The organism is Pseudomonas sp. RL_15y_Pfl2_60 (genome assembly GCF_963970595.1).
Lineage (GTDB): Bacteria > Pseudomonadota > Gammaproteobacteria > Pseudomonadales > Pseudomonadaceae > Aquipseudomonas.
This window is the reverse complement of record NZ_CAXAOE010000002.1, coordinates 89,684-104,580: the sequence shown is the minus strand read 5'-3', so window position 1 is coordinate 104,580 and position 14,897 is coordinate 89,684. Positions and strand designations below refer to the sequence as shown.

The window sequence follows — 14,897 nt, the reverse complement described above, 5'->3', positions numbered from 1 at the left end:
TGTTTTGCTGCTTCATGAAGGCGTGAAAAGCACATAAATAATAAGGAGAGCATTGTGTTATTGAGAGGTCTGACCTGGTTGGTGGTGTTTCAGATCCTGGGTGTTGCCATCAACCACGCATTATTGCCAGCGCTGCCGGGGGCGATTATCGGCTTGCTGCTACTGCTGGCGTTTCTCCTGATTCGCGGCAAAGTCGATGAGTCACTCAATACAGCTGCCAATACGCTTCTGCAATATTTGCCGTTGTTGTTAGTCGTGCCCGCCACCGGAATCATCACCAGCAGCCAGGTGCTGCTCGATAACCTACTGCCTATTGCTGGAGCGCTGGTTCTGTCCCTGCTTATAACCGTCCCAATGTGCGGCTGGTTGATGCAAGCCCTGGCGCGCAAAGTTGAGCGCCGCATGGATGATCGCTCATGAGCAGTACATCCTTTGATAGCACTTGGCTGGTGGTTCAGCAGCATCCGCTGTTTTCGATCGGCCTGACATTGATCGCTTTTCAACTGGCGTTAGCGCTATACCGGCGCACTGGTTGGCTGGTATTACAACCGGTACTGGTATCCATGTTTATTGTGGTGACAACCCTGTTATTGCTGGGTATCGACTACAACACCTACCGCGAGGGTGCAGCGCCGATCGCGTTGTTGCTTGGCCCAGCTACTGTTGCACTTGCAGTGCCTTTGTATCGCAACCTGAGGCGGATTCGACTGCTGTTCTGGCCAATAATCCTGACCATTGTTATCGGTGGTGTATTCACCTTGCTGCTGACGCTCACTATTGCCCATTTGCTCGGGGCCGACCTGCAAATATTGCTGACCTTGGCGACCAAGTCGGTCACCATGCCGATTGCCATGTTAGCTGCAGAGCAGATTGGCGGAATTGCTGCGTTATCGGCTGTCTTTGTCATGATCACAGGGGTCGTTGGTACAGCGATTGGCCCGACTATGCTGCGCTGGGTCGGGGTCGATCATCCTGCGGCACGGGGCATGACATACGGTATGAATGCACACGCGATTGGAACCGCCAGGGCACTTGAAGAGGGCGAGGAGTGCGGGGCGTTTGCAGCCTTGTCCATGAGTTTGCTCGGCGCATTGACGGCGGTGTTCTTGCCGTTGTCTGCGACTTTGCTGGTTTGGTTGTATAGCAGCCAATAGAGCAAAAAACGTCAGCGGCCTATGGCAAGACGGGAATAATAGTTAGCAAAAAGCCCGCCGAAGCGGGCTTTTTGCTGATGGGGCTGATCCTTCAGCTGCTCCGATCATACGACTTCTTTATGAAAATTTCGTGAAAAACTTGGCAAAAAAATGAATTCAAAAGGAACTTTTTGCCACTAATGCGCCATCAGGGTTCAGCTTGATCAATTTATAGACATTTTTTAACCGGATTGCCTGCCGGGTCAACCAGCAACAACCCTTTACGCATGCTGTCATTGCAACGACATATGCCGGTCACAGAGTTGCCATTGAAGTTCGCTCAAATCGTCGTGACTGCTAAGGAGAGATGACGATGCGAATATGCGTGATCGGAGCTGGTTATGTGGGCCTGGTTTCAGCGGCATGCTTTGCTGAAATGGGTAATCAAGTCACTTGCATAGAGCGAGACAGCGAACGTTTCCATCTACTTAGCCAAGGCCGGGTACCAATATATGAACCCGGCCTTGAATCATTGATTGCAGCGCATTTGGCCAATGGCCAGTTGCGTTTTACCCAGGATTTTGCAGAAGGCATCAGCCAAGCCCAAGTGATCTTTATTGCGGTGGGTACACCGAGCGGGGAAGATGGGTCAGCTGACCTGTGCCATGTGCTCAACGTCGCCGAAGAACTGGGCCGTCATATCCAAAGCCGCTGCTTGATAGTCGATAAATCCACGGTGCCGGTAGGGACTGGCGAGCGGGTTGCGCAGCGCATCAATCGCCAGCTTGCTGCCCGCGATAAAAAATTCCAGGTCAATGTGGCTAGCAATCCAGAGTTTCTTAAAGAAGGCTCGGCGCTGGACGACTTTATGCGACCAGATCGGGTCATTATCGGTTGTGATGATGCCAAGGACACCGAAACCTTGCGCCGCTTGTATGCGCCGTTTATCCGTAACCACGAACGCTTGCTGTGCATGAGCGTGCGTGCCGCTGAGTTCACTAAATACGCCGCCAATGCATTTTTGGCCACCAAGATATCCTTTATCAACGAGATGGCCGGGCTCTGCTCGCGTCTTGGGGTGGATATCGAAGAAGTGCGTCGCGGCATTGGCAGCGACAAGCGTATTGGCACGCACTTCATTTACGCAGGCTGCGGATACGGCGGCTCTTGCTTCCCAAAGGATGTTCGCGCCTTGATTCGCACTGCTGAGCAAGAGGGCATAGAGCCGGGCATCTTGCGCGCAGTTGAGGCTCGGAATGCTTTACAGAAGACCCTGCTTTTTCAGGCCTTGCGTGAGCATTTTTCTGGGTTGATGCAGGGCCGTGTCATTGCTATCTGGGGCTTATCCTTCAAGCCCGGCACCGACGATCTGCGCGAGGCACCGAGCCTGGTACTCATTGATGCACTATTGGCCGCAGGGGCAACGGTGAAAGCCTGCGACCCGGTCGCAACCTCAGCAGTAGCCAAGCGTTATCCGATGGAACTGCAGGGCGGGCAACTGAGTCTAACTGACTCACCTTACACCGCAGCTCAAGGTGCTGATGCACTCGTACTGGTGACTGAATGGAAGCAATTTCGCCAGCCGGATTTTGCACGCATTCGCAGCAACATGCGTATGCCCGTGCTGTTCGACGGACGAAATATCTACGATGCCAAGCAACTTGCAGAGCTGGGTTTTTTATATCGAGGCATCGGCAGGCCACAGCTAGGCAGTTGTATGGTTAGCGCGGCCTGATAGACTAAGAGAGCCTCTGAAAAACTACTGCGCTAGATATTACTGCGTTAAAAAAGTGCTAAAAATGCTCATTTAGGCCACTAAAGTCGAGCGCGACCCCGGTCGTTTTTGCACTTTCTTGCCTTGTCCTATCGTCGCTTGTTACCTTTTTTAGAGGTTCCCAAGGTGCTTTTAATAACTCTAAATGGAGTCCCATGATTAAGAAATGCTTGTTCCCTGCAGCCGGTTACGGCACACGTTTTCTCCCGGCCACCAAAGCCATGCCCAAGGAAATGTTGCCGATCGTGAACAAGCCGCTGATCCAGTATGGCGTCGAAGAGGCGCTAGACGCTGGCTTGTCAGAAATTGCAATGGTCACAGGACGCGGCAAGCGTTCACTCGAAGACCACTTTGATATCAGTTATGAACTTGAGCACCAGATCCGCGATACCGACAAAGAGAAATACCTGGTTGGTATTCGTCGTCTGATCGATGAGTGCACGTTTTCCTACACTCGCCAAGTCGAGATGAAAGGCCTTGGCCACGCGATCCTCAGCGGCCGGCCACTGATTGGCGATGAACCATTCGCCGTGGTCCTGGCTGATGACTTGTGCCTCAACCTTGAAGGTGATGGCGTTCTTGCGCAGATGGTCAAGCTCTACAACCAGTTCCGCTGCTCGATCGTTGCGATTCAGGAAGTGCCAGAAGACGAAGTGCACAAGTACGGCGTAATCGCCGGCGAAATGATCCGCGATGACATCTACCGTGTAAACAGCATGGTGGAAAAGCCGAAGAAAGAAGACGCGCCCACCAATATGGCGATTATTGGTCGCTATATTCTGACTCCCGATATTTTCGATCTGATCGAACAAACGGAGCCGGGTAAAGGGGGTGAAATCCAGATCACCGACGCCTTGATGAAGCAGGCCCAGAATGGCTGTGTGCTGGCCTACAAATTCAAAGGCCAGCGCTTTGATTGCGGCGGTGCTGAAGGCTATATCGAAGCCACCAACTTCTGCTTTGAGCACCTGTATAAAACGGGCAAGTCTAAATAATATACAGCGCCAGACTGAAGTTTAAGCCTGGATAAAAGCCTCTGTAGCTCAAACTGCAGAGGTTTTTTTATGCTCAAGGTATGGGCATTTGCTCTGAGCCTGGTCCAAGCGGCTGGCCATAACTGAACTCAATGTAGTTGCCACCCGGATCAACAACGCCGCAGTAATAACCAACAGGATAGGGTTCGTCACGCGGTTCCCATATCAGGCAACCAGCAGCGCGCGCCCTGTCAGCAAGTGCGTCGACCTGCTCACGACTTTCTACGGCGAAGCCAAAATGCGAGTAGTCAGTCGCGGCTAACTGGCGCTTTGGGCCACCGGGCATCATCACCAAAATAAACTGATGCTCTTTTCCGGGCTCGGCCATCCAAACAATACGCGAACCTTTGCCGGCCCTTTGGTGAATGACACGCATGGCACAAAACTCGCGATAGAACTCAATGCAGGCATCCAGATCGGGAACATGCAGGGCGATATGGGTAAAGGTTGGGCGCATAAATCCTCCTCAATGCATTGTTTAAGACTAGGTGTTTACAGCAACTTTGCAGTCGCCAGCTGGAGTGCTGGTCAACAGCTCTTGCCCAGCTAATGCGAGAGGTGAATCACGCCTTCTAGCCTCACTAATGCCGATTTTCTCAGCATGTTGGCGTCATTCCAGCGTTTGGCTGAGGTATCATTGGGCCTTTCTAAGGAGGGTGATCATGACTTACGACTTCGATCTTTTTGTAATCGGTGCCGGTTCGGGCGGTGTCCGTGCAGCTCGATTTTCTGCGGGTTACGGCGCCAAGGTAGCGGTTGCTGAAAGTCGTTATTTGGGTGGCACCTGCGTTAACGTCGGTTGCGTGCCCAAGAAGTTGTTGGTCTATGGTGCCCACCTTGCTGATGAGTTCGAGCAGGCCAAAGGCTTTGGTTGGGACGTTGGCAAGCCATCGTTTGACTGGCCAACTTTGATCAGCAACAAGAATCGCGAGATTGATCGTCTCAACGGGGTTTACCGCAACCTGCTGCAAAACAGCGGCGTTACCCTGCTTGAAGGGCATGCGCGCATGCTCGATGATCACCATGTGGAGCTGGACGGTAAGCGCTACAGCGCCAAAAATATTCTGATCGCTACCGGTGGCTGGCCGAGCATTCCAGAAATTCCTGGACATGAGCACGCTATCGGCTCCAATGAAGTGTTTTTCCTCGAGCAACTGCCCAAGCGCGTCATTGTGGTTGGTGGTGGCTATATTGCGGTTGAGTTTGCCTCTATCTTCAATGGCATGGGCGCGCAAACGACCCAGCTCTATCGCGGCGAGTTATTCCTGCGTGGTTTTGATGGTGCAGTGCGCAAGCATTTGCAAGAAGAACTGACCAAGAGCGGCATCGACCTGCAGTTCAATGCAGACATAAAGCAGATCGAAAAGCAGTCAGATGGCAGCCTGTCGGTCACCTTGAACGACGGTCGCACCCTTGAAGCCGACTGTGTGTTCTATGCCACGGGCCGACGCCCAATGCTGGACAACCTGGGCCTTGAAAACACCTCGGTCAAGCTCGACAAGCGCGGCTATATCGAGGTTGATGAGCATTACAAAACCACGGCTCAGTCAGTGTTTGCAATTGGCGATGTAATTGGTCGCGTGCAACTCACACCGGTGGCGTTGTCTGAAGGCATGGCCGTTGCACGACAGCTGTTCAAGGCGGAGGAATACCGCAGCGTTGACTATCAGATGATTCCAACGGCGGTGTTTAGCCTACCGAACATTGGCACCGTCGGCATGACGGAAGAGCAGGCCCGCGAAGCAGGGCACAGTCTTAAGGTCTACGAAAGCCGCTTTAAGCCAATGAAACTGTCACTGGGCGACTCGACCGAGCGCACCCTGATGAAGCTGGTGGTTGATGCTGATTCCGATCGGGTTCTGGGCTGCCACATGGTTGGCCCGGACGCCGGTGAGATTATCCAGGGCTTGGCAGTCGCGCTCAAGGCAGGCGCCACAAAAGCCACCTTCGATGACACCATTGGCGTCCATCCAACGGCTGCTGAAGAGTTTGTCACCATGCGCACCCCAGTCTCCGGGTAATTGCCACAATGAGCATGGCGCAGTTGTTTTACGCGGCCGATCTGTTCGGCGTTGCTGTGTTTGCTATTACTGGCGCCCTTATGGCTGGGCGAAAATCAATGGACCTGTTCGGTGTATTGGTGATCGCAATCATCACCGCTTTGGGTGGCGGCACATTGCGTGACGTCATCCTCGGCAACCATCCTGTGAGCTGGATTCGCGATGACACCTATATTTTGGTGGCATCAATTGCGGCTGTTGGCACTGTAGTTTGGGTCAGGCTCACGCAACCGATTCACGAAAAGGGCCTGCTGATTGCCGATGCATTCGGGTTGGCGGTATTCACCGTGTATGGCACCGAAGTGGCGCTCCAGCATGATCTTCAGCTCAGTACGGCCGTGATCATGGGGGTTATTACCGGGGTTGCAGGCGGTGTTATGCGCGACATCATCTGCAATGAGATACCGCTGATTTTCAAGAAAGAAATCTATGCCACGGCGTGCATTGCTGGTGCCTTGATGTTCATCGCGCTCAGGGCGCTAGCCACGCCGCCCTGGCTCGATACTGGGGTGGCCATGCTGACGGTTCTGGCCACGCGACTGGCCGCTATTCGCTGGCATTTCTCACTGCCTAGGTTCCACCTGCTCGATAGGGATTAACCGTGATTGAACGTCTGGATCATTTGGTCTTCACCGTTGCCAGCATCAATAAAACCGTAGATTTCTACACCCGAGTGCTGGGCATGCGCCATGAAACCTTCGGGGAAGGGCGCAGTGCGTTGGTCTTCGGCCAACAGAAATTTAATCTGCATGAACAGGGTAAGGAGTTTGAACCCAAGGCCAAGCGGCCAACACCGGGGGCGATCGACCTGTGCTTGATTACTCAATGGCCAACCGACCAGGTGCTGGCACATTTGACGGAGCAGGGCGTCACTGTTACTGAAGGCCCGGTTAAACGCACGGGCGCGACAGGGCCGATTGAGTCGCTGTACTTTCGTGACCCTGACGACAACCTGATTGAAGTCAGTCATTACCTCTAAAGGCTGATCTTGGCACCTGTATCAGGCGCCAGAATCACTGCTGACTATTCGTGATGGGGCGCGCCGACAAAGGTCAGTGAGGTGAATAATCCCTGTTCGGTGATATCAGGGTTATTGGCCACAGGCACAGTAGTCTCTGCGGAGATTACGTTTAACCCTGCATTCCTGACGATAACCTGGGCACGGCCTTGAGCGTCAGTTTCAGCGCTGACCTCATCGGGTGCGCTGCGGTAATCACCAATCAGCTTGACCCCGGCTAACGGCTTGCCGTTGAGTTTGACGATCACCGGCAGCGGCTTGCCCGGGCCAACGGTCAACGGATCTTTTTGCGGCACAATCACCAGTTTCAAACTATCCAGTTCTGGCAGCTTTGCGCCTTCTTGGTAGATCGCCAGGCTGTATTTGAATGTCTGCAGTGAGGCAATCGCCCCCGGTACTTTCGAGCGGCCCTGATTGATCCATTGTTTGTCGGCAGTTTGTGACCACATGCCGTTATCCAGTGCCACAGCCATTACTGCTGGGGGACTCAAGGGCTTCAGCCGGGCGTGATCACTGAGCCGCTCTACGGTAACAGGAATCATCTTGCCCTTTGTGTTGTAGGCCCAGGCACCGCTGATCTTGCTTGCTTTAAAGGCGTTATCTTCGGCGCCATGCCCATAAATAACCTCGATATTGCCGCGACGTTGTTCGGTCCACAGGCCATGGGCGATGGCCTCGTTGGCGAAGATCAGCCCGAACAGCGAAAGTGATACGGCGGTCAGTGTGCGATGCATGTGAAATCCTTGAAAGGTTAGAGGTTAAGCGAAAGGCTCAGGCTGAAATTACGTGGCGCGCCGGGAGCAACCCAGTAGCTGCTGTACGAGCGTTCGTAATAGTTTTCATCAAAGATATTGTTGAGGTTTAGGCCGACGGTGAGGTTTTCACTGGCTTTGTAGTGCGCGAGCAAGTCGACGGTTTGATAAGCGTCAAGCTCAAAATCAGTACCGGCTTCGCCAGACCGATCACCGACATAGCTGTAGGCCGCGCCAATATCCGAGCCGCGCAGCGGGCCGTCTTGAAACTCATACACCGCCAGAACACTGCCGCTGTGTTTCGCCACGCCAAGCAGCGAGCTGCCGGTTGGAATATTGGCATCGCCCTTGGTGACTTCGGGATCGATATAGGCAAAGGCACCAATCACCCGCATGGCGTCGCTCAACTGGCCGGCGAACTGGATATCCATGCCTTGGCTACGCGCTTTACCAATCGCCCGACTTGAGTCGGTGCTGGGGTCGAGCGCAAGCACATTTTCCTTTTCTATGTGAAATGCTGCGACGGTTGCGCTCAGCCGGTCATCGAATAGCTCGGTCTTGAAACCCACTTCATAGCCAACGCCTTCTTCCGGGTCGAACGCTTTACCTCTGGCATCCAAACCATTGTTGGGCTTGAACGAGGTGGATGCATTGGCAAATACGCCTACTTCAGGGGTTAGTTGGTAAAGCAGGCCTGTTCTGTAGGTGACTTCATCGTGGCGCTGCTCATTGCTGGTGTTGGTTGTGTAGTCGTCGATCTGTTGCTCTACGTGCTCAAAGCGCGCGCCGACTAAGCCACGGAGCTTTTCACTGAAGACGATTTGATCTTGCAGGTTCAACGCCTGGCTTTTCACCAGCTGATAAAAGTCAGACCCGCTGCTAGCGCCGTCGGGTTTGGGCTGGCCGTACACCGGGTTGTAAATATCAATTGCATAAGGACCACCAGCGATGGTGGTTACGCGCTCATTCTTACGGTAGTTTTCGTACTCAGTCCCGATCAACAATTCATGCTGCCAGTCGCCGATATCAAATAAACCACGCAGTTCAAGCTGCGTGATGCTGTCATGCCAGTTGTTGTCGCGCTCACGGTAGCGGCGGTTGACCGTGTGGCCGTCGGCATTTAATGGGCGGGACTCACTGGCAAACCCGGACAGTTCACCCTGCTTGTAATGACTGGCTAAGCGCAGCGACCAGGTCTGATCAAGGTGATGCTCAAGCGCTGCCTGAATCATGTTGTTGTCATTGTCGATGTCGCCGTCACTCGGTTCACCGAGAAAGGTTCTGCGCGACAGACCGCTTTTGTTAGTTTTAGGCACAACAATGCCGCGATCAAAGGTTGAACTGTGCCGAACGAACTCAGTTTCGACTAAAAGCTGCGTATCTGGATCGATCTGCCAGCTCAATGAAGGCGCAATAAATACCCGCTCGCTGCCGACATGATCACGGAAGCTGTTGTTGTCTTCGACAGCTACATTGACCCGCGATAGCAGGTCGCCTTGAGGGTCAAGCGGTGTATTGACGTCCAGTGTCGTGCGGTAGTGATCCCAACTGCCGGCACTGGTTTGTAGCTTGGTAAAGGCTTCAGCTTGCGGCTTTTTGGTGACGATATTGACCGTACCGCCCGGGTCCCCACGGCCATACAAACTGGCCGCAGGGCCTTTAAGCACCTCAATGCGCTCGATATTGGCGGCGTCTGGTGTAGCGGGGTAGCCGCGGTTGGCACTGAAGCCATCCTTGTAGAACTCGGAGGTGGCAAAGCCGCGAATGCTGTACTCGTATAAGGTCAGGCCGCCAAAGTCATTTTGCTTGGAAACACCGCCAGCGAAATCCAGCGCACGCTCGACATCAGAAGTGTTGAGATCTTCAAGCACCGTATTGGGGATCACGCTAATGGACTGTGGAATATCCCTGATTGCGGTATCGGTCTTGGTGGCGCTTGCAGAGCGGGTTGCTTGGTAGCCGTCTACTGGACCTGTGGCTGATTCATAGTCGAATTCAGAGGTGATGGTCATCGCCTCAAGTTGCAGTTGGTCTTTATCTTCATCAGCGAAGCTGGCATCGCCGAACAATCCAATGGTTAACCTAGCCATGCAGGCAATTTTGCGCGACATTACATCTCATCCTTATTCAAGACGTAACAGTATAACGTTTCATTAGCTTCAAAACGCTATCAGTCGCAGGTAACTGAATATTTCAGAGATGCATGAATATGGCTAGCGCCTAGGCGGGCAAAAGATGATCCGGGTGCGGGTAGAGAGCAGTTAAGTAGACTGTTGCATATGGGGTAATAGTAATTTGCTGGATTGCTGGTTTTTCGCTTTAGCACCGCTCAATACACTGGCTGCCGGTTCAGACGCATTATCGTTCGAGGGTCCAAAAATGAAGCCATATCTGATTTTTGCCAGCACGTTATTCACCTTTTCCATGCTTTTCTCGCAATTTAGTCAAGCTGAAGAGTCTGCCAGCTTTGTTGCGCGTAATGAACGAGTGCAGGAGCAAGCCAATAGCAATGCTCAGCGCGAGACGCTAGCCAAGCAATCTCAAACCGCCAGCAAGCAGGAGTCTGAAGCCACTAAAGACAGCTGAAATCCAGTGACTTCGAGACGTTGATTGTTTTTGCTCCCGCCCCTTTGTCGACGTCTTTCTTGGCCGCTCATTCAGAGCGGCTTTTTTTTGCCTGGAAAACCTTGATGCCGGCAAATGCCAGTCAGTTAATGGCTAAAGTGGCGGGTTGCTGCGAAGCAATTGAGCAAGCGATGCAGGACAAAAACGCTGAACAACGTCAGCAATACAGCAATGCAAACTGAACTCAAGCGATAGAGGGTTGCATACATGATGTCGTGATCGGGCGTGAGCGATTGGCCAAACAAAATGGCCAATGTGGTGAGTGCGCCAAAGCCAACCCCCGGCACCCCATTTTCAAGCATATGCCAGCGCGCGCAGAACATTGCTGCAATCCATACCAGCAACACAACCAGCGGCAATACATCATGATGGTTGTAGAGCAAGAGCATCATCAGCAATGCAATTGCACAGCCCAGCAATGTGCCGACAGCTCGGACCCGCCCGGCAAAATGCACACCTTTCCAATGCATCGGAAATAGAACCAGGATGCTGGCAACCTGGGCGGATAGCGAATCATGCAGATTAAGACTCTGGAACACCATGAACGACAGCGTAGCTACCGTTGCCCCGAGCAGTGCTTCATGACGGCGACTGGGCAGGTCTTTGCTAACCGGCTGGCGTGGCGCTCGTGGCTCAGTGTCGGGAAATAGATAGAACATCAGCCCCGCAATTGCACCGGCCAATAAAATTGCACAGCTGTTATACCAAAGCATGTCGATGACATTGGTTTGTGGGTAGCTGGCAAAATTCAGTTGTATGGATAGAAATACCGAGCCGAGTGCACCGAACAAAAACAAAGGACCTTTGGCCATCAACGCAAAGCGATAGAAAAACAGACAGAAAACCAAGGGCACCATGACCATGGGCCGTCCGCCGAACAGCCCGTAAAGCAGGGCGACCTCGAGGCTGACGACCACTCCCTGGGCAAAGAACTGGCGGATCAGATGCGCGTTTAGCCTGGGAACCAAGCCAAGTAGCAGCATCGGGTAAACACAAAAGAACGAGCCATATTGCAGGTTCAGTAATTTACAGATCAACAAGGCCAGGGCGCCGCCTGTGGCTATGCGCAGGCACTGGCGAAGATCATTGTCGCTCAGCGGTCGGTGGCCCGAAATCGCTGCATCAGTAGACATAATGCAGCCAGCTGATCATGCGGATTTGCAACGAGGCAATTGCTGCGACGAAGGCATTATCCAGCGGGATTAGCTGAACAGTAGCCTTGGCGCCAGTGGGTAAGGTAAAAGGCAACGCTTTATCGAGCTGCAGGTGCAAACGTTGGCGCTGGGCATCACGCACCCAGCGCTCCGATTGCACCGGAGCAGCTAACTGGCCATCGGCTTCGATCTGGCCTTCACGCACCCCGGCATCGATATGGCTGACTCTTGCATTGAAACGCTCGCCAGGTCGGGCATCGAACACCACAACCGCCGGCGTTCGTGGCTCGACATAGCGCAGCGCTTTTTCACGGAAATCAGCAATGATGTCGATACTGTCTTCAACCATCGCCGCAACAGGCGTACCTGCAGCAACATAGGTTCCGGGGGTGAGTTGCAGGTTGCTGATCACGCCACTGCGCTGTGCGCGGACCGCAGTGTATTCCAGGTTCAAGCGAGCCCGGCGTAAGGCATTGCGTGCTTGGCGAACACGCAGGTTGTCATTGCCGTTGGTTCCGCGTCGAGCTTGCAACTCCACGATCTTGGCTTGAGCTGCGCTGAGTTGTGCCAGCGCTGAAAGTCGCTGTGCCTCAAGGGTGTCATAGGTCTGGCGCGAGACCAGCTGGCGACCGATCAAACTGTGCATGCGCTTGCTTTGCGCTGCCAAGTCATTGGCTTTAGCCTTGGCGGCGCTGGCTTCAGCTTTAGCTGCCTTGAGTTGGGCATCTAGCTCGATATTGTCCTGCTGCGCCTGTTCGACAGCCAATTCGGCTTGGCGGACTTCCACTTCAAAGGGCTGGGCGTCAAGTCGAAATAACAGCTGGCCTGGTTGTACATGCTGATTATTGACCACGGCCAGCTCACTGACCTGTCCCGACACCCGCGGGGCGACCTTCAGCACCGAACGGGTTAGCTGTGCTTGCGGCGTCAAAGGCATACTCAGATCAGCGGTCAGAAAATAAACGAAGCAACAGGTCAAGGCCGCAATTGCGATTTGTACCCAGCGGGCAAATCGTTGATCTGGAGTCATTCACTACCTCAAGAAAATATATTTGATGGGCGGACATACAGCGCAAGGCTGAAATCCAGTCGAACAAATGGTCTAGTATATTTTCTGCGGATTGATGTAAAAATAAGCGAAATGCGCAAAGCACAATTACGCAAAAGGTAACAGTAGATGGATGTTTTTCAGGCAATGCGCGTATTTGCCCGGGTGGTGGATTCGGGCAGCTTCACTGCGGCAGCGCAGGCACTTGACCTCTCAACCGCTCAGGTATCGCGCCTGGTTTCTGAGCTTGAGAGCCATCTGCAGGCCAGGTTGCTCCAGCGCACCACACGGCGTTTGCGCCTGACTGAAGTGGGCAGCCGTTACCTTGAGCGCTGTCGACAAATACTCAACGAGATAGAAGACGCCAATGCCGAGGCCAGTGGCGCGCACCTGATGCCACGCGGGCGACTGAAAGTGCATTCAATTACCGGGCTTGGTACTCAGCTGTTGGCGCCATTGGCCGCGCGCTATTGCGAGCAATTCCCCGAAGTGCACATCGATATGACCCTGTCGCAGCATCATCCGGATCTTATTGATGACGGTCAGGACGTGGTGTTCACCATGGCCCGCGAGCTGCCCGACTCCGAACTGGTGGCGCAGTTATTGGGCAGTAACTACAGCGTGCTTTGCGCGGCGCCATCCTACCTTGAACAGCGTGGTACTCCGAAAACGCTGGACGACCTGGCCGAGCATCGTTGCCTGCGTTTGATTGATCCGGTTTTTGGCGATAGCTGGACCTTCAATGACCATGGCGTTGAGCGCGCAATCCGCCTCGGCGAAACCTTTCAAGTCAATGTTGCCGAGGCGATGGCCCAGGCTGCAGCGGCAGGCATGGGTATTTGCCTGTTACCTGACCTGGTTGCGGCCAAAGCCTTTCAACAGGGCAAATTGGTGCGGGTTCTGGTCAAGCACCGGCTGCATGAACGCGGGGTTTATGCACTTTATCCTTCACGCCGGTTTCTCGATGCCAAGGTCAGGACTTGGGTCGAGTTTCTCAAGGAGCAGATCCCCCAAGCCTTCGCCAATAATCGAGCCGTGGTAGAAAACCCAGCGTATTGGGCATAGCGCTGGGTTTGACTTAGCGGTTGCTAGAAGCGCGCATCATCAACAAAGCCATAATCACGCCACAGGCCGCTATAAGCGTGGCGATGATCCCCAAGGCGTGCAAACCAAACTGGCTGATCCCGAGCCCGCCGAGAATAGCCCCGAAGCCAATGCCTGCATTCGCCGCAGAGATATTCATGGTCGCAGCCAAGGCTTGGGCCTTTGCCCCTGCTTGCATGACCCGGACCTGACACACAGGGAAGAGCGCCGTGTAAGCAATACCCCAGGCCGCCAGAGCCAGGATCAATACCCAATGCGTTGCGGCAAAGGGGATGGCGACCAGCATGCCAGCGCCCAGCACGATCAAAAACAGCACCATTGCGCCTAGAGGCGTGCGGTCGACCATGCTGCCGCCCAGATAATTACCGACCATGCCCACAGCGCCGAAGCCCATTAACCACCAACCGACCTGGCTTTCCGGTATGCCGGCCAGACGCTGCAGAACATCGGCGAGATAAGTGTATGCGCTAAACATTGCGGTAAAGGCCAGGACCGATAGCAGCACGTGGGCAATAAAACGAGGATTGCGCAGAATCTGGGTCTGCTTTTCACTTGGGTGCTTTTCTGGCGAGCTGGGCAGTCTTGGCATTAACAGGTGCATAAGCAGGGCGATCAGCAGGGAAAACCCGGCCAATATCCAGAAACTACCGCGCCAGCCAACGGTATCTGCTGCGACAGTCCCCAGCGGCACGCCGAATACCAAGGCAGCGCTTATCCCCAGATAAACCTTGGCAACCGCTTTGCCGGCCATGCCCGGGCCGGCCAGTTGCCCTGCTGTTTCACTTGCAGTACCCCAGAAAACCGGCAGGGCCAGCGCGGGGATAAAGCGGGCCAGAGCCAGCACCCAGATATTGGTTGCTACAGCTGCAAGCACGTTGGATGCGGCAAACACCAAGAGAATAATGCTGAAGAGCTTCTTGCGTTCAACATGAGCCAGCTTGGCGGTCAGCACGGGGCCGAAAAGCATTACGGTGAAGGCGAACAGTGTCACCACCTGGCCGGCCAGGGTGATGGATATATTCAGATCACGCGCCAATGATGGGAGCAAGCCGACTATCAGAAACTCGGTGGTAACAATGATAAATGCAGCAATCGCCATAATCAGGATCTGTACGCCTGTATGCGACTGACTGGCATTGGCTTGCGCGGCACTTGCTACTGCGGAAGGTTGCATTAACTAACTCCAATGGGACAT

General features: G+C 53.9%; 15 protein-coding genes. 9 read left to right on the top strand and 6 right to left on the bottom strand.

Translation table 11 applies throughout. The features are described 5' to 3' along the window. The first annotated feature begins 54 nt into the window (after positions 1 to 54). The 4 genes from AACY26_RS05585 (at position 55) to galU (ending at position 3,902) form a co-directional block, all read left to right on the top strand. Positions 55 to 420, top strand: coding sequence for a CidA/LrgA family protein (locus AACY26_RS05585; protein ID WP_339511874.1), 366 nt, complete (start codon positions 55 to 57; stop codon positions 418 to 420). Continuing rightward, positions 417 to 1,154, top strand: coding sequence for an LrgB family protein (locus tag AACY26_RS05580; protein ID WP_339511872.1), 738 nt, complete (start codon positions 417 to 419; stop codon positions 1,152 to 1,154). Before AACY26_RS05585 ends, AACY26_RS05580 begins: the two co-directional genes overlap by 4 nt. 352 nt (positions 1,155 to 1,506) lie before the next feature. Next, positions 1,507 to 2,868: a UDP-glucose dehydrogenase family protein gene (locus tag AACY26_RS05575; RefSeq protein WP_339513087.1), complete on the top strand. Its 1,362-nt coding sequence runs from the start codon at positions 1,507 to 1,509 to the stop codon at positions 2,866 to 2,868. Between the two features lie 194 nt (positions 2,869 to 3,062). Beyond that, entirely contained in the window at positions 3,063 to 3,902 is an 840-nt protein-coding gene (gene galU, locus AACY26_RS05570; protein WP_087516843.1) for a UTP--glucose-1-phosphate uridylyltransferase GalU, read from the top strand. A gap of 73 nt (positions 3,903 to 3,975) precedes the next feature. On the opposite strand, the gene AACY26_RS05565 is transcribed toward galU, so the two are convergent. Continuing rightward, a complete protein-coding gene (locus tag AACY26_RS05565; RefSeq protein WP_339511868.1) occupies positions 3,976 to 4,398 on the bottom strand; it encodes a VOC family protein in 423 nt (140 codons plus the stop codon). A gap of 205 nt (positions 4,399 to 4,603) precedes the next feature. On the opposite strand from AACY26_RS05565, the gene gorA reads away from it, so the two are divergent. The 3 genes from gorA to AACY26_RS05550 are packed head-to-tail and all read left to right on the top strand — an operon-like array spanning position 4,604 to position 6,980. After that, a complete protein-coding gene (gorA, locus tag AACY26_RS05560) occupies positions 4,604 to 5,962 on the top strand; it encodes a glutathione-disulfide reductase (protein ID WP_339511866.1) in 1,359 nt (452 codons plus the stop codon). 14 nt (positions 5,963 to 5,976) lie between these two features. Continuing rightward, positions 5,977 to 6,600, top strand: coding sequence for a trimeric intracellular cation channel family protein (locus tag AACY26_RS05555; RefSeq protein WP_339488581.1), 624 nt, complete (start codon positions 5,977 to 5,979; stop codon positions 6,598 to 6,600). Positions 6,601 to 6,602: 2 nt separating this feature from the next. Beyond that, positions 6,603 to 6,980 (top strand): VOC family protein, encoded by a 378-nt coding sequence (locus tag AACY26_RS05550; RefSeq protein WP_339511864.1) that lies wholly within the window; start codon positions 6,603 to 6,605, stop codon positions 6,978 to 6,980. A 44-nt stretch (positions 6,981 to 7,024) separates the two neighbouring features. On the opposite strand, the gene AACY26_RS05545 is transcribed toward AACY26_RS05550, so the two are convergent. Together AACY26_RS05545 and AACY26_RS05540 are read right to left on the bottom strand one after the other, a co-directional pair. Beyond that, positions 7,025 to 7,753: a DUF4198 domain-containing protein gene (locus tag AACY26_RS05545; RefSeq protein ID WP_339511862.1), complete on the bottom strand. Its 729-nt coding sequence runs from the start codon at positions 7,751 to 7,753 to the stop codon at positions 7,025 to 7,027. A gap of 17 nt (positions 7,754 to 7,770) precedes the next feature. After that, the gene (locus AACY26_RS05540) at positions 7,771 to 9,882 is read right to left on the bottom strand and encodes a TonB-dependent siderophore receptor (RefSeq protein WP_339511860.1); all 2,112 of its coding nucleotides are present in this window, start codon (positions 9,880 to 9,882) and stop codon (positions 7,771 to 7,773) included. Positions 9,883 to 10,150: 268 nt separating this feature from the next. Between AACY26_RS05540 and AACY26_RS05535 the strand changes: the two genes are divergently transcribed. Beyond that, positions 10,151 to 10,357, top strand: a complete 207-nt coding sequence (locus AACY26_RS05535; RefSeq protein ID WP_339511858.1) for a hypothetical protein — start codon at positions 10,151 to 10,153, stop codon at positions 10,355 to 10,357. A gap of 125 nt (positions 10,358 to 10,482) precedes the next feature. Here the strand turns inward: AACY26_RS05535 and AACY26_RS05530 are convergent, their stop codons facing one another. Together AACY26_RS05530 and AACY26_RS05525 are read right to left on the bottom strand one after the other, a co-directional pair. Beyond that, the gene (locus tag AACY26_RS05530) at positions 10,483 to 11,529 is read right to left on the bottom strand and encodes a DUF2955 domain-containing protein (protein ID WP_339511856.1); all 1,047 of its coding nucleotides are present in this window, start codon (positions 11,527 to 11,529) and stop codon (positions 10,483 to 10,485) included. Next, positions 11,519 to 12,580 carry an HlyD family secretion protein gene (locus AACY26_RS05525; protein WP_339511854.1) on the bottom strand — a complete coding sequence of 354 codons (1,062 nt, stop codon included), beginning with the start codon at positions 12,578 to 12,580 and terminating at the stop codon, positions 11,519 to 11,521. Before AACY26_RS05525 ends, AACY26_RS05530 begins: the two co-directional genes overlap by 11 nt. 147 nt (positions 12,581 to 12,727) lie before the next feature. Between AACY26_RS05525 and AACY26_RS05520 the strand changes: the two genes are divergently transcribed. Then, complete coding sequence (locus tag AACY26_RS05520) at positions 12,728 to 13,663, top strand: LysR family transcriptional regulator (protein WP_339511852.1); 936 nt, start codon at positions 12,728 to 12,730, stop codon at positions 13,661 to 13,663. A 13-nt stretch (positions 13,664 to 13,676) separates the two neighbouring features. On the opposite strand, the gene AACY26_RS05515 is transcribed toward AACY26_RS05520, so the two are convergent. Beyond that, positions 13,677 to 14,876: an MFS transporter gene (locus AACY26_RS05515; RefSeq protein WP_339511850.1), complete on the bottom strand. Its 1,200-nt coding sequence runs from the start codon at positions 14,874 to 14,876 to the stop codon at positions 13,677 to 13,679. Positions 14,877 to 14,897: the final 21 nt, after the last annotated feature.

Coding starts and splice junctions, on each gene's coding strand:
- AACY26_RS05580 (WP_339511872.1), top strand. CDS start 417: ATGAGCAGTACATCCTTTGATAGCACTTGGCTGGTGGTTCAGCAGCAT.
- AACY26_RS05575 (WP_339513087.1), top strand. CDS start 1,507: ATGCGAATATGCGTGATCGGAGCTGGTTATGTGGGCCTGGTTTCAGCG.
- galU (WP_087516843.1), top strand. CDS start 3,063: ATGATTAAGAAATGCTTGTTCCCTGCAGCCGGTTACGGCACACGTTTT.
- AACY26_RS05565 (WP_339511868.1), bottom strand. CDS start 4,398: ATGCGCCCAACCTTTACCCATATCGCCCTGCATGTTCCCGATCTGGAT.
- gorA (WP_339511866.1), top strand. CDS start 4,604: ATGACTTACGACTTCGATCTTTTTGTAATCGGTGCCGGTTCGGGCGGT.
- AACY26_RS05555 (WP_339488581.1), top strand. CDS start 5,977: ATGGCGCAGTTGTTTTACGCGGCCGATCTGTTCGGCGTTGCTGTGTTT.
- AACY26_RS05545 (WP_339511862.1), bottom strand. CDS start 7,753: ATGCATCGCACACTGACCGCCGTATCACTTTCGCTGTTCGGGCTGATC.
- AACY26_RS05540 (WP_339511860.1), bottom strand. CDS start 9,882: ATGTCGCGCAAAATTGCCTGCATGGCTAGGTTAACCATTGGATTGTTC.
- AACY26_RS05535 (WP_339511858.1), top strand. CDS start 10,151: ATGAAGCCATATCTGATTTTTGCCAGCACGTTATTCACCTTTTCCATG.
- AACY26_RS05530 (WP_339511856.1), bottom strand. CDS start 11,529: ATGTCTACTGATGCAGCGATTTCGGGCCACCGACCGCTGAGCGACAAT.
- AACY26_RS05525 (WP_339511854.1), bottom strand. CDS start 12,580: ATGACTCCAGATCAACGATTTGCCCGCTGGGTACAAATCGCAATTGCG.
- AACY26_RS05520 (WP_339511852.1), top strand. CDS start 12,728: ATGGATGTTTTTCAGGCAATGCGCGTATTTGCCCGGGTGGTGGATTCG.
- AACY26_RS05515 (WP_339511850.1), bottom strand. CDS start 14,876: ATGCAACCTTCCGCAGTAGCAAGTGCCGCGCAAGCCAATGCCAGTCAG.